At 71.4% G+C, this 20,374-nt stretch carries 13 protein-coding genes and 1 tRNA gene; 13 read left to right on the top strand and 1 reads right to left on the bottom strand.

Going from position 1 to position 20,374, the window contains the following annotated elements:
- Positions 1 to 30: 30 nt before the first annotated feature.
- Both CU044_RS02180 and CU044_RS02175 read left to right on the top strand, forming a co-directional pair.
- Positions 31 to 399 carry a TadE family type IV pilus minor pilin gene (locus CU044_RS02180; RefSeq protein ID WP_240045285.1) on the top strand — a complete coding sequence of 123 codons (369 nt, stop codon included), beginning with the start codon at positions 31 to 33 and terminating at the stop codon, positions 397 to 399.
- Positions 396 to 809 carry an Rv3654c family TadE-like protein gene (locus CU044_RS02175; protein WP_129766720.1) on the top strand — a complete coding sequence of 138 codons (414 nt, stop codon included), beginning with the start codon at positions 396 to 398 and terminating at the stop codon, positions 807 to 809. The genes CU044_RS02180 and CU044_RS02175 overlap by 4 nt, the downstream gene beginning before the upstream one ends.
- Here the strand turns inward: CU044_RS02175 and CU044_RS02170 are convergent.
- Positions 806 to 3,319, bottom strand: a complete 2,514-nt coding sequence (locus CU044_RS02170) for a DEAD/DEAH box helicase (RefSeq protein WP_129766719.1) — start codon at positions 3,317 to 3,319, stop codon at positions 806 to 808. The genes CU044_RS02175 and CU044_RS02170 overlap by 4 nt on opposite strands.
- 79 nt (positions 3,320 to 3,398) lie before the next feature.
- On the opposite strand from CU044_RS02170, the gene CU044_RS02165 reads away from it, so the two are divergent.
- The 11 genes from CU044_RS02165 (at position 3,399) to CU044_RS02115 (ending at position 20,271) form a co-directional block, all read left to right on the top strand.
- Positions 3,399 to 3,752 carry an STAS domain-containing protein gene (locus CU044_RS02165; protein ID WP_003967428.1) on the top strand — a complete coding sequence of 118 codons (354 nt, stop codon included), beginning with the start codon at positions 3,399 to 3,401 and terminating at the stop codon, positions 3,750 to 3,752.
- Positions 3,753 to 3,852: 100 nt separating this feature from the next.
- On the top strand, positions 3,853 to 4,296 hold the full coding sequence (locus CU044_RS02160) for an ATP-binding protein (protein WP_129766718.1): 444 nt from the start codon (positions 3,853 to 3,855) through the stop codon (positions 4,294 to 4,296).
- 247 nt (positions 4,297 to 4,543) lie between these two features.
- Positions 4,544 to 6,955, top strand: coding sequence for a sodium-translocating pyrophosphatase (locus tag CU044_RS02155; RefSeq protein WP_129766717.1), 2,412 nt, complete (start codon positions 4,544 to 4,546; stop codon positions 6,953 to 6,955).
- 230 nt (positions 6,956 to 7,185) lie between these two features.
- The gene (locus CU044_RS02150; protein WP_129766716.1) at positions 7,186 to 7,767 is read left to right on the top strand and encodes a small secreted protein; all 582 of its coding nucleotides are present in this window, start codon (positions 7,186 to 7,188) and stop codon (positions 7,765 to 7,767) included.
- A gap of 168 nt (positions 7,768 to 7,935) precedes the next feature.
- Complete coding sequence (locus CU044_RS02145; RefSeq protein WP_129766715.1) at positions 7,936 to 9,441, top strand: methyltransferase; 1,506 nt, start codon at positions 7,936 to 7,938, stop codon at positions 9,439 to 9,441.
- Between the two features lie 169 nt (positions 9,442 to 9,610).
- Positions 9,611 to 9,808 (top strand): hypothetical protein, encoded by a 198-nt coding sequence (locus CU044_RS02140; RefSeq protein WP_129766714.1) that lies wholly within the window; start codon positions 9,611 to 9,613, stop codon positions 9,806 to 9,808.
- A gap of 394 nt (positions 9,809 to 10,202) precedes the next feature.
- Positions 10,203 to 13,061, top strand: a complete 2,859-nt coding sequence (gene topA / locus CU044_RS02135) for a type I DNA topoisomerase (protein WP_129766713.1) — start codon at positions 10,203 to 10,205, stop codon at positions 13,059 to 13,061.
- Positions 13,062 to 13,205: 144 nt separating this feature from the next.
- Positions 13,206 to 16,748: a dTMP kinase gene (gene tmk / locus CU044_RS02130; protein ID WP_129766712.1), complete on the top strand. Its 3,543-nt coding sequence runs from the start codon at positions 13,206 to 13,208 to the stop codon at positions 16,746 to 16,748.
- 361 nt (positions 16,749 to 17,109) lie between these two features.
- Positions 17,110 to 18,315: a DNA polymerase III subunit delta' gene (locus CU044_RS02125; RefSeq protein WP_129766711.1), complete on the top strand. Its 1,206-nt coding sequence runs from the start codon at positions 17,110 to 17,112 to the stop codon at positions 18,313 to 18,315.
- Positions 18,316 to 18,540: 225 nt separating this feature from the next.
- A complete protein-coding gene (locus tag CU044_RS02120; protein ID WP_129766710.1) occupies positions 18,541 to 20,100 on the top strand; it encodes an alpha/beta hydrolase in 1,560 nt (519 codons plus the stop codon).
- Between the two features lie 97 nt (positions 20,101 to 20,197).
- Positions 20,198 to 20,271, top strand: a tRNA-Thr gene (locus CU044_RS02115).
- The last annotated feature ends 103 nt before the right edge of the window (positions 20,272 to 20,374 follow it).

The raw sequence follows: 20,374 nt of genomic DNA, 5'->3' as shown, positions 1-20,374 counted from the left end.
GACCGGGGGTTCGTGACGGCGGAGGCGGCGATGGCGGTACCGGCGCTGGCCGTGTTCGCCCTGGCCCTCGTCTGGGCTCTGATGGCGGCCTCCGCGCAGATCCGGTGTGTTGACGCGGCGAGGGCGGGGGCGAGAGCGGCCGCCAGAGCCGAGCCACGGGCCGCGGCGGTGGCCGCCGCCCGTTCGGCCGCCCCGGCGGGCGCCAGGGTCACTCTGGGCCGTACAGGCGATCTGTGGCGGGTGCGGGTGGAGGCGCCGACGCCTGGACCGGGCGCCCTGGCCCTTACGCTCACCGCCGAGGCCGTCGCGTCGGCGGAGGACGCGGTGGACGCCCTGGACCCTCTACAGGCCGTGAGAGACGGCGCTGGGGGCCCGCACACGGCCGGAGCGGCGCCATGACCGGGGACCGCGCCAGGGACGGGGCCGCCAGGGCCAGGGCAAAGAGCCGGGACCGTGGGTCGGCGACGGTGTGGGCGGCGGTGGCGGCGACCGCGCTGTGCGCGGTCTTCGCCCTGGTGCTCGCCATGGGGCAGGCGGTCGTCACCCGGCACCGGGCGGGCGCGGCGGCCGATCTGGCGGCCCTCGCCGCGGCGGACCACGCGCTCCTCGGGTCGGCGGACGCCTGCCGCAGAGCGGTCGAGGTGGCGGCGGCACAGGGATCGGAGGTGGTGCGGTGCGTGGTGAGCGCTGAGATCGCGGACGTGACGGCGCGGGTGGCCTTCGGGCCGTACACCCCGACGGTCAGGGCGCGGGCGGGACCACCGCTCCCCGTACCTCCGCCGGGCGCCGTGCCGGGTCTCGCGGACTAGGCCACGGTGGACGCGTCCGCGACCACGTCCACGTCCGCGACGGGATCCGTTTCCGCCCGCGCGTCGGGCGCGGTGCTGAGCAGCTCGGTCAGCAGCCGTACGGCACCTCGTTTGTGCAGGGGGTCGTTGCCGTTGCCGCACTTCGGGGACTGGATGCAGGACGGACAGCCGGCGTCGCACTCGCAGGAGGCGATGGCCTCGCGGGTGGCCGTGAGCCACTCACGGGCTGTCCGGAAGGCCCGCTCCGCGAAGCCCGCGCCGCCGGGATGGCCGTCGTACACGAAGACCGTGGGCAGCAGTGTGTCCGGATGGAGGGGCACGGACACCCCGCCGATGTCCCAGCGGTCGCAGGTCGCGAAGAGCGGCAGCATCCCGATCGAGGCGTGCTCGGCGGCGTGCAGCGCGCCGCCCAGCTGCTCCGGATTGACCCGCGCCCGGTCGAGCTGGTCCTCGGTGACCGTCCACCACACGGCCCGGGTGCGGAGCGTCCGTGGCGGCAGGTCGAGTTTGCTCTCGCCCAGTACCTCGCCGGTGATGAGCCGGCGGCGCAGGAAGGAGACGACCTGGTTGGTGACTTCGACGGAGCCGTAGCAGAGGCGCCCCTCGCCCCACGGGATCTCCGTGTCGGTTTCGAGCACGGAGATGGCGGTGGTGTCGCGGGCGGTGGTGGAGTACGGCGGGTTCGCCTCCTCGACCAGGGCGACCGAGTCCGCCAGGTCGAGCCGTTTCACCAGGTACGTACGGCCCTGGTGGAGGTGGACGGCACCGTCGTGGACGGCGGTGTGGGAGGCGGCTTCGTCGACCGTGCCCAGCAGCCGTCCTGTCCCCGCCTCGACGATCTGGACGGGACTGCCGCCCTCGCCCCGGATGTCGGCGAGGTCGGCGGCCCGCTCGCGGCGGGTCCAGTACCAGCCGGAGCTGCGGCGCCGCAGCAGGCCCGCGGTCTCCAGCTGCGGGAGCAGGTCGGGTACGGCGGGGCCGAAGAGCGTCAGATCGGCTTCGGTGAGCGGGAGTTCCGCGGCCGCCGCGCACAGATGGGGGGCGAGGACATACGGGTTGTCGGGGTCGAGGACGGTGGACTCGACGGGCTGCCGGAACAGCGCCTCGGGGTGGTGGACGAGGAAGGTGTCCAGCGGATCGTCCCGCGCGACCAGGATGGCCAGCGCTCCCTGCCCGGAGCGGCCCGCCCGGCCCGCCTGCTGCCACAGGGAGGCGCGGGTGCCCGGATATCCGGCGATGACGACGGCGTCCAGGCCCGAGACGTCGATGCCCAGCTCCAGGGCGGTGGTGGCGGCGAGGCCGAGCAGTTCGCCGGAGTGCAGGGCGTTCTCCAGGGCGCGGCGTTCCTCGGGGAGGTAGCCGCCCCGGTAGGCGGCGACCCGGCGGGCCAGCGAGCGGTCCACCTCGGCCAGCCGTTCCTGGGCGATCACGGAGATGAGTTCGGCGCCGCGCCGGGAGCGTACGAAGGCGACCGTACGGACGCCCTGGACGGTCAGGTCGGTGAGGAGGTCGGCGGTCTCGGCGGTGGCCGTACGGCGGACGGGGGCGCCCTTCTCGCCGTGCAGCTCGGTGAGCGGCGGCTCCCAGAGAGCGAAGACCAGCTCGCCGCGCGGTGAGGCGTCGTCGGCGACCTCGTGGACGGGCAGACCGGTGAGCCGGCCGGCGGCCTGGGCCGGCTCCGCGGCCGTCGCCGAGGCGAGAAGGAAGACCGGATTCGCTCCGTAACGGGCGCATACGCGGCGGAGTCGGCGCAGTACCTGCGCCACATGGGAGCCGAAGACGCCGCGGTAGGTGTGGCACTCGTCGATGACGACATAGCGCAGGGCGCGCAGGAAGGAGGCCCAGCGGGGGTGGGACGGGAGTATCCCCCGGTGCAGCATGTCCGGATTGGTCAGCACGTAGTTGGCGTACTGCCGGACCCACTCCCGCTCCTCGACGGGGGTGTCACCGTCGTAGACGGCGGGGCGCACGTGATTGCCGAGCGGGGCGGCGAGCGCCTTGACGGCGCGCCGCTGGTCGGCGGCGAGCGCCTTCGTCGGGGCGAGATAGAGCGCGGTCGTCCCCCGGCCGTTGGGCGCCTCGGAACCGTCGAGGAGGGTGGTCAGTACGGGGGCGAGATACGCGAGGGACTTGCCGGAGGCGGTGCCGGTGGCGATCACGACGGACTCGCCGTCCAGGGCGTGCTCGGCGGCGGCCGCCTGGTGGGCCCACGGATGGTCGATACCGGCCCGCTGAATGGCGTTGATCACTTCCGGGCGGATGCGGTCGGGCCAGACTGCATGACGCCCCGCACGCGGGGGCAGGTGCTCCGTATGGGTGATGCGCGCAGCACGGCCCGCCCCCGTGGCGAGCCGGTCCAGGACCGTACGGGGGGAGGGGCGGTTGCCCCCGCTCTCGGGGGGTCCACTGGGGCGGTGATTCCTGGCCATCGGCATCGAGTGTGTCACTGGCGTGACGGACAATGGTCTCAAGGCGTCGTGCATGACTGCTGGTAAGTGATTGAATGCCATCGCGGCTGGCGATACGTCCCCTGGCTCCGTCGGGGAGACCCGAGGGGCGACCGCTCGATAGCAAGGTGCTGGAGGATCCGTGGACCTGTCCCTGTCGACTCGCAATGTGTCCGGCCCTGGTGGCGACCGTACGGTCGTCGAGGTCGGTGGCGAGATTGATGTGTATACCGCGCCCAAGCTGCGCGAGCAGTTGGTCGAGTTGGTGAACGACGGCAGCTACCACCTGGTTGTCGACATGGAGGGCGTGGACTTCCTGGACTCGACCGGTCTCGGCGTGCTCGTGGGTGGCCTGAAGCGTGTGCGCGCCCATGAGGGCTCGCTGCGCCTGGTCTGCAACCAGGAGCGCATTCTCAAGATCTTCCGGATCACCGGCCTGACCAAGGTGTTCCCGATCCACACCACGGTCGACGAGGCCGTAGCGGCCACCGACTGAGGTCGGCCGCGTCTTCCGGAGGAGAGGGCAGAGGCACCGGGCGTGATGCCCGGCGCCCGCGCCCGTGAGTTTCCACGCTCGTACGTTCGAGGGGGATCGCATGGCCACCGTTGAACTCCGCTTCAGCGCCCAGCCCGAACACGTCAGAACGGCCCGTCTGGTGGCGGCCGCCGTGGCTCGTCGGGCAGGCGTCGATGAAGCTGTGTTGGACGAGGTCAGACTCGCGGTCGGTGAAGCGTGCAGCCGGGCGGTCGGGCTGCACCGCAGCCATGGCATCACCGCTCCGGTGAGAGTCGTGCTGAACGAGGAGGAGAAAACCTTCTCCATCGAGGTCGGCGACGGCGTCACGGCGGGCGGTACCGCCGGGGAAGCCCGCGACGGCGCGGCGTCGGCCGATTCCCACGAGAGCGATGCCGAGGGCGAGGACGAGATGGGTCTCGCGGTCATCAGCGGGCTCGTCGACGATGTGGAAGTCACCTCGGGCGACGACGGTGGCGTCATCCGGATGAGCTGGCCGACGGCCTCGGCCGTCGCGCTGCCCTGACGGCGCCGCCACCGGCCCTTTCGGGCAGCCGAACGGGGAGCCGGTGATCCATTCCAGGAAGGCCCTGCTGAGCAGGGCCTTTCTCTTTTCCATCGGATTATCGATCACCAATTAACGCGCTTATCCCATTACCCCTTCCAAGGTCATTCGATAAGTCAAGGTCAATTGCATGTGGCGTGCTCTGTTTTGATCGTGTTCCGCTCCCTACAATCCGTCCATCTTGAACGCTGAGCGTCAAGGAGGACGAATGGCGGGGCACTTCCAACCACAACTGTCCGAGCACCCCACTTCTCTCGCCGCGGCGATACTCACGGATGACAACCGCGTCATCGTGATCGTCATCGCGGTCGTCGCGCTGGCGGCGCTGTTCGTTGCCCAGCTGCTGGTGCGCCAAGTGCTGGCGGCCGGCGAGGGCACCGACTCGATGAAGGAGATCGCGGCCGCGGTTCAGGAAGGCGCGAATGCCTATCTGGCACGGCAGTTGCGCACTCTCGGCGTATTCGCCGTCGTGGTGTTCTTCCTGTTGATGTTGTTGCCGGCCGACAACTGGTCACAACGCGCGGGACGTTCGTTGTTCTTCCTGGTGGGTGCGCTTTTCTCGGCGGCCACCGGTTACATCGGCATGCGTCTCGCCGTACGCAGTAATGTGCGGGTGGCGGCGGCCGCGCGTGAGGCGACACCGGCGGAGGGCGAGCCGGAGAAAGATCTCACGGCCGTTTCGCACAAAGCCATGAAGATCGCATTCCGTACGGGTGGCGTGGTCGGCATGTTCACGGTGGGCCTCGGTCTGCTCGGTGCCTCCTGCGTGGTCCTCGTCTACGCCGCAGACGCCCCCAAGGTGCTGGAGGGCTTCGGCCTCGGCGCCGCGCTGATCGCCATGTTCATGCGAGTCGGCGGCGGCATCTTCACCAAGGCGGCCGACGTCGGCGCCGACCTGGTCGGCAAGGTTGAGCAGGGGATCCCCGAGGACGATCCGCGCAACGCGGCGACGATCGCCGACAACGTGGGCGACAACGTCGGCGACTGCGCGGGCATGGCCGCGGACCTGTTCGAGTCGTACGCGGTGACGCTCGTCGCCGCGCTGATCCTCGGCAAGGCGGCGTTCGGGGACTTCGGGCTGGCCTTCCCGCTGATCGTCCCCGCGATCGGGGTGATCACCGCGATGATCGGCATCTTCGCGGTCGCCCCGCGCCGCTCCGATCGCAGCGGGATGAGCGCCATCAACCGCGGCTTCTTCATCTCCGCGGTGATCTCGCTCGCGCTGGTGGCCGTGGCGTCCTTCGTCTACCTGCCCTCCACGTACGCCGAGCTGGAGGGGGTCACGGACCAGGCGATCCTGACGCACAGCGGTGACCCGAGGGTGCTCGCCCTGCTCGCGGTGGCCATCGGGATCGTGCTGGCGGCCCTTATCCAGCAGCTCACCGGCTACTTCACCGAGACCGGCCGGCGCCCGGTCAGGGACATCGGCAAGTCCGCCCTGACCGGCCCCGCCACCGTCGTGCTCGCGGGTGTGGCCATCGGTCTGGAGTCCGCGGTCTACACGGCGCTGCTGATCGGTCTCGCGGTCTACGGGGCGTTCCTGCTCGGCGGTACGTCGATCATGCTCGCCCTGTTCGCGGTGGCCCTGGCGGGCACCGGGCTGCTCACCACCGTCGGCGTCATCGTGGCCATGGACACCTTCGGGCCCGTCTCCGACAACGCCCAGGGCATCGCCGAGATGTCCGGCGACGTCGAGGGCGCGGGCGCGCAGGTGCTCACCGACCTCGACGCCGTGGGGAACACCACCAAGGCCATCACGAAGGGTATCGCCATCGCCACGGCCGTACTGGCCGCGTCGGCGCTCTTCGGCTCGTACCGGGACGCCATCGCCACGGCCGTCGCGGAGGTGGGGGCCAAGGCGGGCGAGCTGACGCTCAGTCTGGACATCTCGCAGCCCAACAACCTGGTCGGGCTGATCCTGGGCGCCGCGGTCGTCTTCCTCTTCTCGGGGCTGGCGATCAACGCGGTCTCGCGGTCGGCCGGTTCGGTGGTGTACGAGGTGCGCAGGCAGTTCCGCGAGCACCCCGGGATCATGGATTACACCGAGAAACCGGAGTACGGCCGGGTGGTCGACATCTGCACCAAGGACGCGCTGCGCGAGCTGGCCACCCCGGGACTGCTCGCCGTCCTGACCCCCATCGCCGTCGGCTTCTCGCTCGGCGTGGGCGCGCTCGGCTCGTTCCTGGCCGGCGCGATCGGTACGGGCACGCTGATGGCCGTCTTCCTCGCCAACTCGGGCGGTGCCTGGGACAACGCCAAGAAGCTCGTCGAGGACGGCCATCACGGCGGCAAGGGCAGTGAGGCCCACGCCGCGACGGTCATCGGGGACACCGTGGGAGACCCGTTCAAGGACACGGCGGGTCCCGCCATCAACCCGCTGCTGAAGGTGATGAACCTGGTGGCGCTGCTCATCGCCCCGGCGGTGGTGCAGTTCAGTTACGGAGCCGACGCCAGCGCCGGCGTCCGCACGCTGGTGGCGGGGCTCGCCCTCGTCGTCATCATCGGCGCGGTCTACGTCTCCAAACGGCGCTCGGTCACGGTGGACGGCGGGGGTGAGGGCGGCGGAGGCGGTTCCGGCCGCGGGAGCGAGAAGTCGCCCGCCCCGGTGACGGCTCCCTGACGGCTGACGGCCCCTGACGGCTGCGGAACGCACAGCAGCGGGCGGGTGGCGCGGAGTGACGCGCCGCCCGTCCGCTCGCGCCGCGCAAGGGGCGGCGTACGCCCGGCGTGAGGTGTCTCTCTCTTGGTGCAAATGGCTTCAATAGGGTATTGAACGGACGTTTGGCGCGCGGTTGTCGCCCACTTGGCGTGTATGTTCCGGGGCCGAGAGCCTTGGAAGGGACCCATCCGGTGAACAAGAAGCTTGTGGCCGCGCTGTCCGGCGGTGCGGTGCTGCTCATGGCGCTGTCCGGCTGCAGTGGCGATGACAGCGAACAAAAAGTGAACGACTGGGCCAAGAAGGTCTGTGACCAGGTCCAGCCTCAACTGACGAAGATCGCGGACGCCAACACCTCCATCCAGCAGGCGACCTCCGACAGCAGCAAGCCCGCTGATGTCCAGAAGGCCGACTCGGCTGCCTTCCAGGCCATCTCCGACGCCTACAAGGCGCTGGGCTCCGCCGTGGACGGCGCGGGCGCCCCGCCCGCCGCGGACGGCGAGAAGACCCAGAAGGAGGCCGTCAAGGAGCTCAACGCCACCGCGACGGCGTACGCGGGCCTCAAGACGAAGGTCGACGCGCTCGACACCAAGGACCAGGCGGACTTCGCCGACGGCCTCAAGGGCGTCGCGGACGAGCTGGACAAGCTCGGCAAGAGCGGTGACCAGGCGCTCCAGAAGCTCCAGTCCGGCGACGTCGGCCAGGCGATGGCGAAGCAGGCCGGCTGCCAGAAGCCCCCGTCGACGGCCGGGGGTGCCGCTTCCCCGGCGGCATAGCCCCGCGGCACGCACGGCACCGCACCGCAGGCGTGCGGTCCGCTCCCGGGCGCCCGCAGGCGCTTCAGGCCGCTCCGGAACGCGGTCGCACGCGGCCCGCGGCCCGGTCCCCCGAACGGAGGGACCGGGCCGCGGGCCGTTGTCAGTGGCAGCCGCCACAATGTGGGGGTGAGTACGACCAGCCTTCCCGCGCCCGACCACTCGCCCCGACTCCGTGCGGCCCTGCTCGCCGCCGACTTCACCGCCGATGGCCTGCTCGATCTGCTCGGCGCACCCGCCTATGCCGCGCTGGCCCGCAGCGAGACCGTGCCCGCGCTCCGCGCCACCCCCGGCGACACCCCGCTCGAAACGCTCGTACGGCTCTTCCTGCTCCAACGGCCGGTCTCGGGGGAGCGCGCGGCGGCCGCGCTGCCGCTGGACGAGGCGCTCGCCGACGGCTGGGTCGCCCAGGACGGGGACGACGTCCACGCGACGGTGGACGTACGGCCGTACAGCGGGCCCGAGGGGCAGGACTGGTTCATCGTCTCCGACCTGGGCTGCGCGGTCGGCGGCGCCTCGGGCGCGGGCGGCCACGACGAGGGGGTGGTGCTCGGCGTCGGCGGCGCCTCGACGACCCTGGCCGGGATCACCGTGCGTACACCGGTCGGGAGCGCGCTCGATCTCGGCACCGGCTCCGGTATCCAGGCGCTGCACGCCGCCCAGCACGCCACCCGCGTCACGGCCACCGACCTCAACCCCCGGGCGCTCGGCTTCACACGGCTGACGCTGGCCCTTTCCGGCGCCCCCGCCGCCGAGCTGCGCGAGGGCTCGCTCTTCGAGCCGGTCGCGGACGAGACGTACGACCTGATCGTCTCGAACCCGCCGTTCGTCATCTCGCCCGGAGCCCGGCTCACCTACCGCGACGGCGGGATGGGCGGGGACGATCTGTGCCGCACGCTCGTCCAGCAGGCGGGGGAGCGGCTGAACGACGGCGGATTCGCGCACTTTCTCGCCAACTGGCAGCACGTGGAGGGGGAGGAGTGGCAGCAGCGGCTGCGCTCGTGGGTGCCGCGCGGCTGCGACGCCTGGATCGTGCAGCGCGAGGTCCAGGACGTGACGCAGTACGCCGAGCTGTGGCTGCGCGACAGCGGTGACCACAGGACCGACCCGGAGGAGTACACCGCGCGGTACGAAGCGTGGCTGGACGAGTTCGAGGCGCGTAAGACCAAGGCCGTCGGCTTCGGCTGGATCACGCTCAGGAAGACGGGGGCCGGAGAGCAATCGGTCGTCGTGGAGGAGTGGCCGCATCCGGTGGAGCAGCCGCTCGGCGAGACCGTACGGGCCCACTTCGAGCGCCAGGACTATCTGCGGACGCATGACGACGCGGCGCTCCTCGCCGGCCATTTCGTACTGGCGCCGGAGGTGGTCCAGGAGCAGGTGGGGCTGCCGGGCGCGGAGGACCCGGAGCATGTGGTGCTCCGTCAGCACCGCGGTATGCGCCGGGCCACGAAGGTCGACGCGGTCGGGGCCGGTTTCGCGGGGGTCTGTGACGGGACCCTGAGCGCGGGACGGATCCTGGACGCGATCGGCCGGCTGATGGGGGAGGACCCGGTGCTGCTCAGGGACCGTACCCCGCAGGCGATCCGGCTGCTGGTGGAGGAGGGATTCCTGGAACCGGCGCCCGCGCCCCGCTGACGGTGCCGTGGTGAGGGCGCCGCGGTGAGGGCGCGGCCTCGGCGTGCGGGTGAAAGCGCGCGCGGCGTTCACCCGGAATTCGCGCTGGTGACGCCCCGGGGTGCCAGCCTCGGCCCACTGACACCTCGGCGCCCCGCAGCGGGTGCCACGGAACGAGCGGGGTACGGGCATGGAGAGTGGGCCGGCGATCTTCGCGGGGACGGCGTTCACGCTGTTCGGCGCCGCGCTGCTGCTGTGGACGGGGGCGCGCGTTCTGCACCGCGCGCCGGTGGCCCACGGCGTACGGCCTGCGGCGTCCATCACGCTGGCGACACTCTCGGGCGTGGTCTTTCTCGCTCTCGGCGTGTGGTGCTTCGGTCGTATCTGAGGATTTCCGACGTATCCGGACCCGGTTTCCGGACGCCGGAGCGGGAACCTCCGGCATGATCGGCACGGCCCGTACGCGGCTCCGGCAGGCCGCCGGACCTGCACCGGACACGCCGAGGGCCCTTGATCCGGCACCATCGCCGCGTACCCCGGCGGAGTCACCGCCTCCGCGTTCCGACGCGACGAGCCCGGGGGTCCGGGCGGCAGGAATGACTGGAGTCGGGTTACCGTTCGAGTGGCCGTTGCGGGCTTTCGCCGTTTGACACGGGGGCGGGTTGTACCGTCACACTCCGCAGCGAAGCAGCGTCACCGCGGGGCCGTACCGGGCCCCGCCACGACATACTGCCGTACTGCCGTACGAGCCCACCGAGCGTCGACCGGAGAGAAGAGCGAAGTTGTCCCCGACCAGCGAGACCGCACACGGCGGCCGCCGACTCGTCATCGTCGAGTCGCCTGCCAAGGCGAAGACGATCAAGGGCTACCTCGGCCCTGGCTATGTCGTCGAGGCGAGCGTCGGGCACATCCGCGACCTCCCGAACGGCGCCGCCGAGGTGCCCGAGAAGTACACCGGCGAGGTGCGCCGCCTCGGCGTGGACGTCGAGCACGACTTCCAGCCGATCTACGTCGTCAACGCCGATAAGAAGGCCCAGGTCAGAAAGCTCAAGGAGCTGCTGGCCGAATCCGACGAGCTCTACCTCGCCACCGATGAGGACCGCGAGGGCGAGGCCATCGCGTGGCACCTCCAGGAAGTCCTGAGGCCCAAGGTCCCGGTCCACCGGATGGTCTTCCACGAGATCACCAAGGACGCGATCCGGGCCGCCGTCGCCAATCCGCGCGAGCTGAACAAGCGCATGGTCGACGCCCAGGAGACCCGCCGTATCCTCGACCGGCTCTACGGCTACGAGGTCTCGCCGGTCCTGTGGAAGAAGGTCATGCGCGGCCTCTCGGCGGGCCGTGTCCAGTCCGTCGCCACCCGCCTCGTCGTCGAGCGCGAACGCGAGCGCATCGCCTTCCGCTCCGCCGAGTACTGGGACCTGACCGGCACGTTCTCCACCGGCCGCGCCGGAGACGCCTCCGACCCGTCCTCGCTGGTCGCCCGGCTGAACGCGGTCGACGGCCGGCGCGTCGCCCAGGGCCGTGACTTCGGTCCGGACGGCCGGCTCAAGTCCGACCAGGTGCTGCATCTGGACGAGGCCAACGCACGGGCGCTCGCCGCCGCCCTGGAGAACGCCTCCTTCTCCGTACGCTCGGTCGAGTCCAAGCCGTACCGCCGCTCGCCGTACGCCCCCTTCCGTACGACGACGCTCCAGCAGGAGGCCTCGCGCAAGCTGGGCTTCGGGGCGAAGTCCACGATGCAGGTCGCGCAGAAGCTGTACGAGAACGGCTTCATCACCTATATGCGTACGGACTCGACGACCCTCTCGGACACCGCTGTCTCGGCGGCCCGTGCGCAGGTCACGCAGTTGTACGGGGCGAGCTACCTGCCGGACAGGCCGCGGACGTACGCGGGCAAGGTCAAGAACGCGCAGGAGGCGCACGAGGCGATCCGTCCCTCGGGCGACCGGTTCCGTACCCCCGCCGAGACCGGACTGACCGGCGATCAGTTCAAGCTCTACGAGCTGATCTGGAAGCGGACCGTCGCCTCGCAGATGAAGGACGCGGTCGGCAACAGCGTCACCGTCAAGATCGGTGGCAGGTCGAGCGACGGCCGGGACGCGGAATTCTCCGCCTCCGGCAAGACGATCACGTTCCACGGCTTCATGAAGGCGTACGTCGAGGGCGCGGACGACCCGAACGCGGAGCTGGACGACCGCGAGCGACGGCTGCCGCAGGTCGCGGAGGGCGACGCCCTCTCCGCCGAGGAACTCTCGGTGGACGGCCACGCGACGAAGCCGCCGGCCAGGTACACCGAAGCCTCGCTGGTCAAGGAGTTGGAAGAGCGCGAGATCGGCCGCCCGTCGACCTACGCCTCGATCATCGGCACCATCCTCGACCGCGGATATGTGTTCAAGAAGGGCACGGCGCTCGTCCCGTCCTTCCTCTCCTTCGCCGTGGTCAACCTGCTGGAGACGCACTTCGGCCGGCTGGTCGACTACGACTTCACGGCCAAGATGGAGGACGATCTCGACCGCATCGCGCAGGGTGAGGCCCAGGCCGTGCCGTGGCTGCGGCGCTTCTACTTCGGCGAGGGCGACGACAACGCGGGAGTCGCCTCGGGTGCCGGGAACGGCGACGGCGACCACCTCGGCGGCCTCAAGGAACTGGTCACGGACCTCGGCGCGATCGACGCCCGGGAGATCTCCTCGTTCCCCGTCGGCGACGGGATCATGCTGCGCGTCGGGCGGTACGGCCCGTATGTCGAGCGCGGCGAGAAGGACGAGGAGGGCCACCAGCGCGCCGATGTGCCGGAGGACCTGGCGCCCGACGAGCTGACGGTCGAGTACGCCGAGGAACTGCTGGCCAAGCCGAGCGGTGACTTCGAGCTGGGCGCGGACCCGGAGAGCGGCCACCAGATCGTGGCGAAGGACGGCCGTTACGGACCGTACGTCACCGAGATCCTGCCGGACGGCACCCCGAAGACCGGCAAGAACGCGGTCAAGCCGCGTACCGCCTCGCTCTTCAAGTCCATGTCCCTGGACACGGTCACGCTCGCCGACGCCCTCAAGCTGATGTCGCTGCCGCGCGTGGTCGGCACGGACGCCGAGGGCGTCGAGATCACCGCGCAGAACGGCCGGTACGGCCCGTATCTGAAGAAGGGCACGGACTCGCGGTCGCTGGAGACCGAGGACCAGCTCTTCAACATCACGCTGGACGAGGCGCTGGCGATCTACGCCCAGCCCAAGCAGCGGGGCCGGGCGGCGGCCAAGCCGCCGCTGAAGGAGCTGGGTACGGACCCGGTGAGCGAGCGCCCGGTCGTGGTGAAGGACGGGCGGTTCGGCCCGTACGTCACGGACGGCGAGACGAACGCGACGCTGCGGACCGACGACAGCGTCGAGGCGATCACCCCGGAGCGGGGTTACGAGCTGCTCGCGGAGAAGCGCGCGAAGGGGCCGGCCAAGAAGACCGCGAAGAAGGCGGCGAAGAAGGCTCCGGCGAAGAAGGCCCCCGCCAAGAAGGCGACGACGGCGAAGAAGGCCGCGGCGAAGACGACGACCGCCAAGACGGCGGCGAAGAAGACGACGGCGAAGAAGACGGCCGCGAAGTCGGCGGCGTCTTCGGCCTCGGCCTCGGCTTCGGCCAAGTCGGGCGAATAGGCGGCCCGGTTCGGGAACTGGGTTCAGCCGGCCGGGTCGGCTGAGCCCCGGGGGCGGGGGAGCGGGGCGGGGACTTCTCCCTGTCGCCGCTCTCTGTTCGGACGGGGCTCCAGGGTTGTCACCGGCTGCGGATAGGCTGGGCGGATGACGCGAGCCGAGCAGCCAACGGTCGTGAGCCCCACCTCCGACTCCGACGCACTTGCCGCAGACTCACGAGAGCGCGCCGTACGATCTCTGTTGCGCCTTCCACCGCTGCGGCGGCTTTGGGGTGCCCAGTTCGTCGGCGGGATCGGCGACGTACTCGCCGTACTCGTGCTTCTGCTGCTGTCGTTGCAGGCGGCGATCGCCGAGGGCTCGTTCGGTGCTGGATACCGGGGGGTGGCGTTCGCCGTCGCCGCCGTGTTCGGGGCCCGGGTTCTGGCGACGCTGCTGTTCGGGGCGGTGCTCCTGGGGCCGCTGACGGCGCTGATCGCGCCCAGTGGCGGGTCCGGGGCCAGGACCAAGGCGAAGAAGACGACTGGGACCGCCGGCGCGGCCGGCGCGGTTGACGCGGCTGGGCGCTGCGAGACGCCTGAGGCGTCCGGGGCCACGGCGGTCAAGGGCAAAGCGGCCAAGCCCGCGCGGGACGGTGGCCCACTGGACCGTCGCTGGACGATGATCGTCGCGGACGTACTGCGTCTCGCGCTTCTGATCGTCGCGCCGCTGTGGCTGGACTGGACCCCCGACCGCGCCCTGCCGATCCTCCTCAGCACGGTCTTCGTCGCCGGCGTCGCCGAGCGCTTCTGGACGGTCGCCAAGGAGAGCGCGGCTCCCGCCCTGCTGCCCGCTCCGCCGCTGGAGGGCGCCGCGGTACGCCCGCTGCCCGACCACCTCGACGCGCTGCGCCGGCTCTCCCTCCGTACGTCCTTCGCCGCCGTCCCCGCCGCCGCGGCGGCCCTGCTCGTCGCCACGCTGATCGGCAATCTGCTGGGCACGGGCATCGAGTGGTTCTCGCTGCATCAGGCGGCCCTCGGGTCGTATGTCGCGGCCGGGCTGTTCGCCGCGTCGGTGTCGACCCTCTACTTCCTCGAACTGCCCGACGGCCATACGCCCCGCCCGCGTTCCCCGCTCGAAGGGCTGCGCCGGTCCGTGGGCGGTGCGAGCGGCAAGACATCCGGAGGCAAGACGTCCGGCGGCAAGGCATCCGGCGGCAGCGGCGACCAGGACGGCGCCGGGAGCAGTGGCGCCGGTGGCCGGGACAAGGGACGCACGGGCGCGGTGCCGCTGTTCGTCCTCGCGTGCGGCGCGATCGCCGGCGCCGTCGCCGCCGCTGTGGGCGTCGCCGTACTCCAGGCCAAGGACCTCGGCGGCGGTCCCGTCGCCTTCGCCCTCCTCGTCCTCGCCCTGGCCGGCGGTACGGGGCTGGGCATCCGCGGCGCCGCGAAGGTGCTGCCCGCGCTGTCCCGCCGTCGGCTGTTCGCACTGGCGATCGCGGTCACCGGTATAGCGCTGCTCGTCATGGGCCTCGTGCCGGACATGGCGACCGTGCTGTTCCTGGCGCTGTTCGCGGGCTTCACGGCCGGTGTCGCGGCGAATACCGGACACACCCTTATCGACCTGGAGACGGAGGAGTACCGTCGTAGCCGGGTCACCGAACACCTACAGGCTGTGGCCAGGGTCTTTGTCGGGCTCGGTGTGGTCGTCGCTCCCCTCGTCGCGGCGGCCATCGGCCCGCACCGCCTCTCCGGCGGCGACTTCGTCTTCGCGCACGACGGAGCGGCCTTCACGCTGATACTGGTCGGCGCGCTGCTGCTGCCCGTGGCGGCCGTCGTCCTCGCCAAGACGGACGACCGGTCCGGTGTGCCGTTGCGCCGCGATCTGCGTGACGCGCTGCGCGGCGGCGCCGACCCGGCGCAGGCCCCGGCGGCGACCGGCTTCTTCCTCGCGATAGAAGGCGGCGACGGCGCCGGAAAGTCGACCCAGGTCGAGGCGCTCGCCGACTGGATCAGGGCCAAGGGCCATGAAGTGGTGGTCACGCGCGAGCCGGGCGCCACCCCGGTGGGCAAGCGACTGCGCTCGATCCTGCTGGATGTGTCGAGTGCCGGTCTGTCGAACCGCGCCGAGGCCCTGCTGTACGCGGCCGACCGGGCCGAGCATGTCGATTCGGTCGTCCGTCCGGCGCTGGAGCGCGGCGCGATCGTCATCTCCGACCGCTACATCGACTCGTCCGTGGCCTACCAGGGCGCGGGCCGCGATCTTTCGCCGACCGAGATCGCCCGTATCTCGCGCTGGGCGACGGACGGTCTCGTACCGCATCTGACGGTGCTGCTCGACGTCTCCCCGGAGACCGCGCGCGAGCGGTTCACGGAGGCGCCGGACCGGCTGGAGTCCGAGCCCGCGGAGTTCCACCAGCGGGTACGGTCCGGCTTTCTCACTCTCGCCGCCGCCGATCCCACCCGCTATCTGGTGGTGGACGCCGGCCAGGAGCCGGAGTCGGTCACCACGGTCGTACGGCACCGGCTCGACCAGATGCTGCCGCTCTCCGAGGCCGAGGTGAAGGCCCAGGAGGAGGCGCGGAAGGCGGCCATCGAGGAAGCCCGCCGCAGGGCGGAGGAAGAGGCCGCGCGCAAGGCGGAGGAGGAGCGTCTGGAGCGCGAGCGGCAGGCGCAGCTCGCCAAGCTCCGTGCCGAGGAGGAGGAGCGCAAGCGCCGCGAGCTGGAGGAGGCGCGGCAGCGCGAGGCCGAGCGGCAGGCGGAGGAGGCCAGGCAGCGCGCCGAGGAGGCGCGCAAGAAGGCCGAGGAGGAGCGGCAGCGGCGCGAGGCCGAGGAGCGGGCGTACGAGGCGGAGCAGGCGCGCCTCAGGCGGCAGGCCCAGGAAGAGGCCAGGCTCAGGGCGGAGGCCGAGGAGCGCCGCCGTGAGAAGCAGCGCAAGGCGGAGGAGGCGCTCCTCCGGGCCGAGGAGGCGCGGCGGCTCGCGGAGGAGGCGGCCGCGGCAGCCGCGGCGGCTTCGGCCGGGGCCCCGGGGGTCTCCCCGAACGAGATCACGGTCCCCACGCCGTTCCTCAAGAAGCCGGAGATCACGAAGAAGCCGGAGATCACGCCGGACGAGGTGACACAGGAGGTACCGGCGGTACGTCCGGCGGATCCGGACGAGACGACCGTCATTCCGCAGGTGCCGGACCCGGATCGGTCTGCTGACCGGGGTACGCCGGGTGACCGGGGCGGGCGTGGTGACCGGGGTGCGCCGGGTGACCGGGGCGAGCGTAGGGACCGGGGTGACCGGGCCGAGCGTACGGACCGGGCGGCTGACGAGACGACGGTGCTCCCGCCGGTACGGGACGACGGGCACGGCGACGAGCGGGGCGCGGACGGGGCAGGGGGCAGCCGGGACGCTCGCGCGGCCGACGAGACCGCCGTGCTCCCGCCCGTACGGAACGCCGATCCGGCCGACCGGGTGCCGCGGGGCTTCTTCCGGGAGGACGCGCGGCCGTCGCCCGCCGAGGGCGGCAACGAGCGCACGCGGGAGCTGCCGCAGGTCAACCCGGAGGCGCACCGGGAGGGTGGTCAGGAACGTACGCCCGAGCGCCAGCGCCGCCGCTCCGACTGGGCGGAGGAGACTCCGCTGGACGACCTTCCGACCCTGGCGGACGAGCTGCTCGGTCCGCATGACGATGACGGCGACGACGGGGACGGCAGGCGCCGCCGCTAGAGGGACTGGCCCGGACTGCCGGAGGCCGGACCTTCCGGCGCCGGAAGGTCGGGGCCCAGGCAGTCCGGGCTGTCGGGGGTGAGCGGGAGGCTGTTCGGACCTGGGTCGGGCTGTTGGGCCCCGGGCGGGCCGCTGGGCCCCGGGCGGGCCGCCGGGCCGGGCTTGGGTCGGGACGCCGGGCTTGGGCTGGCTGTCGGACTCGGGCGGGGCGTCGGGCTCGGGCGGGCCGCCGGGCCTCGGCCGGGGCGTCGGACTCCGGCGGGGCGTTGGAGTCGGGCCGGGCTGTCAGACCCCGGCCCCACAATGGGATCCGGGGCTCACGTGGGTGGGACCGCACATGGCATGGAGGTGGTGACGGCGCATGACCGTATGGGACGACCTGGTCGGACAGGACCGCGTTCGGGAGACGCTCGCCGCCGCCGCTCGGGACGCGGACGCGCGCGTGACCGCCGAGGCGGCGGGTACCGAGCCGCCGGAGGCGTCGAAGATGACGCACGCCTGGCTGTTCACCGGTCCGCCCGGTTCGGGCCTGTCCACCGCGGCGCGTGCCTTCGCCGCCGCCCTCCAGTGCACGAGCCCGGACCGGGCGCTCGGTGGTGAGCCGGGCTGCGGGTTCTGCGACGGCTGCCACACGAGCCTGATCGGTACGCACGCCGATGTGGACATTACCCGCACCGATCTGCTGTCCATCGGCGTGAAGGAGACCCGCGAGCTGGTCCGCCGCGCCCAGCTCTCGCCGGCCGGCGGGCGCTGGCAGGTCAATGTGCTGGAGGACGCGGACCGCCTGACCGAGGGCGCGGGGAACGTCCTCCTCAAAGGGGTGGAGGAGCCGGCGCCCCGTACGGTCTGGCTGCTCTGCGCGCCCTCCCTGGAGGACGTTCTGCCCACGATCCGTTCGCGCTGCCGCCACCTCGTGCTGCGTACTCCGCCGGTCGAGGCTGTCGCCGATGTCCTGATCCGGCGCGACGGCATCGAGCCCGAGGCCGCGCATGCCGCCGCCCACGCGACCCAGGGGCATATCGGCCGGGCGCGCCGTCTCGCCACCGACGAACGGGCACGGGCCCGTCGCGCCACCGTTCTCAGGATGCCGCTGCGTGTGGACGACATCGGAGGCTGCCTCAGGGCGGCGCAGGAGCTGATCGACGCCGCCACGGAGGACGCCAAGCAGGTCGCCGAGGATGTCGACGTCAAGGAGACCGAGGACATGAAGGCCGCGCTCGGTGCCTCGGCGGGCGGCCGGATGCCGAGGGGCACGGCGGGCGTGATGAAGGAGCTGGCCGACCGCCAGAAGCGCCGTTCCACCCGTACGCAGCGGGACAGCCTGGATCTGGCCCTTACCGATCTGACCGGCTTCTACCGCGATGTGCTGGCCATCCAGCTGGGCTCGCGCGTGGCGCTCGCCAATGGGGACGTACGGGACGCGCTGGACCGGGTCGCCCGTGCCTCGACGCCCGAGCGGACGCTTCGCCGGATAGAGGCGATCGTCGCCTGCCGCCAGGCGCTGGACCGCAATGTGGCGCCGCTGCTGGCGGTGGAGGCGATGGCGGTCTCGCTGCGGGCGGGCTGACGGTACGCGACCGCGGACAGCCCGGTCGTACGGGCGGTCGATGTCGTACGGGCGGCCGGTCGCACAGGAAACCCAAGGATCCGGGGAAACCGGGGAAACCGGGGAAACCGGGGAAACCGGGGAATCTGTGGGATCCGGGGAATGCGGGAGTTCCAGAGGATCCGGGAAATCACCCGTACGAGCACCGACAGGCCGCGTACGCGATTCGGCGGCTAGGCTCCCTGAATGGACACCAGGCGCCTGTTCCGTATTACCGCCACCGCGTTCGTGGCGGCCGGTCTGCTGATCTCCGGCTGCAGTTCCGGCAGTTCCTCGTCGGAGGCATCGACTTCGGATACGGATACGAATTCGGGCTCGGGCGCGGTGTCCATCGACCCCGCCGCGCTGAAGAAGTACTACGACCAGAAGATCAAGTGGCGTGCGTGCGGAGTCCCCGGTTTCGAGTGCGCCACGATGAAGGCGCCGCTCGACTACACGAAACCGGACGGCACCCAGATCGATCTGGCCGTCTCGCGCAAGAAGGCCACGGGACCGGGCAAGCGCCTCGGCTCCCTCATGGTCAACCCGGGCGGTCCCGGCGGCTCGGCCATCGGCTATCTCCAGGCGTACGCGGGCATCGGCTACCCGGCCCCGGTCCGCGCCCGGTACGACATGGTGGCCATCGACCCGCGCGGGGTCGCGCGCAGCGAGCCCGTCGAGTGCCTCACGGGCAAGGAGATGGACGCGTACACCCAGGTCGACACGACGCCCGACGACCAGGCCGAGACCGCGAAGCTGGCCGCGTCCTTCAAGAAGTTCGCCCAGGGCTGCGAGAAGCGCTCCGGCGCGATCCTCCCGCATGTGTCCACGGTCGAGGCGGCCCGTGACATGGACATCTTCCGTACCGCGCTGGGCGACCAGAAGCTCTCGTACGTCGGGGCGTCGTACGGCACCTTCCTGGGCGCGACGTACGCCGAACTGTTCCCGAAGCGCACCGGCCGCCTCGTCCTCGACGGCGCGATGGACCCGTCCCTCCCGGCCCGTGAGCTGAACCGCGACCAGACCGCGGGCTTCGAGACGGCATTCCGGTCCTTCGCCGAGGACTGTGTCAAACAGCCCGACTGTCCCCTCGGCATGAAGTCCGCGGCCGACGTCTCGAACCGTATGAAGACCTTCTTCACCACACTGGACGCCAAGCCCGTCCCGACCGGCGAGAGCCGCCCGCTGGGCGAGTCCCTCGCCACGACCGGCGTGATCGCCGCGATGTACGACGAGTCCGCCTGGCCCCAGCTCCGCCAGGCCCTCGCCGACGCGATGAAGGGCGACGGCGCGGCCCTGCTCTCCCTCGCCGACTCGTACTACGAGCGCGACAGCGGGGGCTCGTACGCCAACCTGATGTACGCCAACTCCGCCGTGAACTGCCTGGACCTCCCGCCGGCCTTCGACGGCCCCGAAGCGGTCACGCAAGCGCTCCCCTCGTTCGAACAGGCCTCCCCGGTCTTCGGCAAGGGCCTGGCCTGGGCCTCCCTGAACTGCACCTACTGGCCCACCAAGGCCACCGGCTCCCCCCACCGCATCGAGGCGCAGGGCGCGGCCCCGATCGTCGTGGTCGGCACCACCCGCGACCCGGCGACCCCGTACAAGTGGGCCCGGTCCCTGGCCGCCCAGCTCTCCTCCGGCACTCTCCTCACCTACAACGGCGACGGCCACACGGCGTACGGCCGCGGCAGCGACTGCATCGACACGGCGATCAACACCTACCTCCTGGAGGGCACGCCCCCGGCGGACGGCAAGAAGTGCTCCTGACCTGCGGGAAGACCCTCACGGGAGGGGTGTGCGGAGCACCCTCCAAAACTGTGTAGACTTGGCCGCGCTGCTGATCGCACCATGGTGCGGAAGGCACGCCGCCTTAGCTCAGTTGGCCAGAGCAACGCACTCGTAATGCGTAGGTCTCGGGTTCGAATCCCGAAGGCGGCTCAGAGAAACCCCAGGTCACACTGCCCGTGACCTGGGGTTTTCTGTTGCTTGAGGCATGGCGCGTCACACGGCGGGAACGCCGTGGAATGGCTTGCGTGAGCGA

The sequence above is a fragment of the Streptomyces sp. L-9-10 genome (genome assembly GCF_004151105.1).
Lineage (GTDB): Bacteria > Actinomycetota > Actinomycetes > Streptomycetales > Streptomycetaceae > Streptomyces.
Note: the sequence above shows the minus strand (reverse complement) of the source record. Positions and strands in the feature narration are given on the sequence as shown.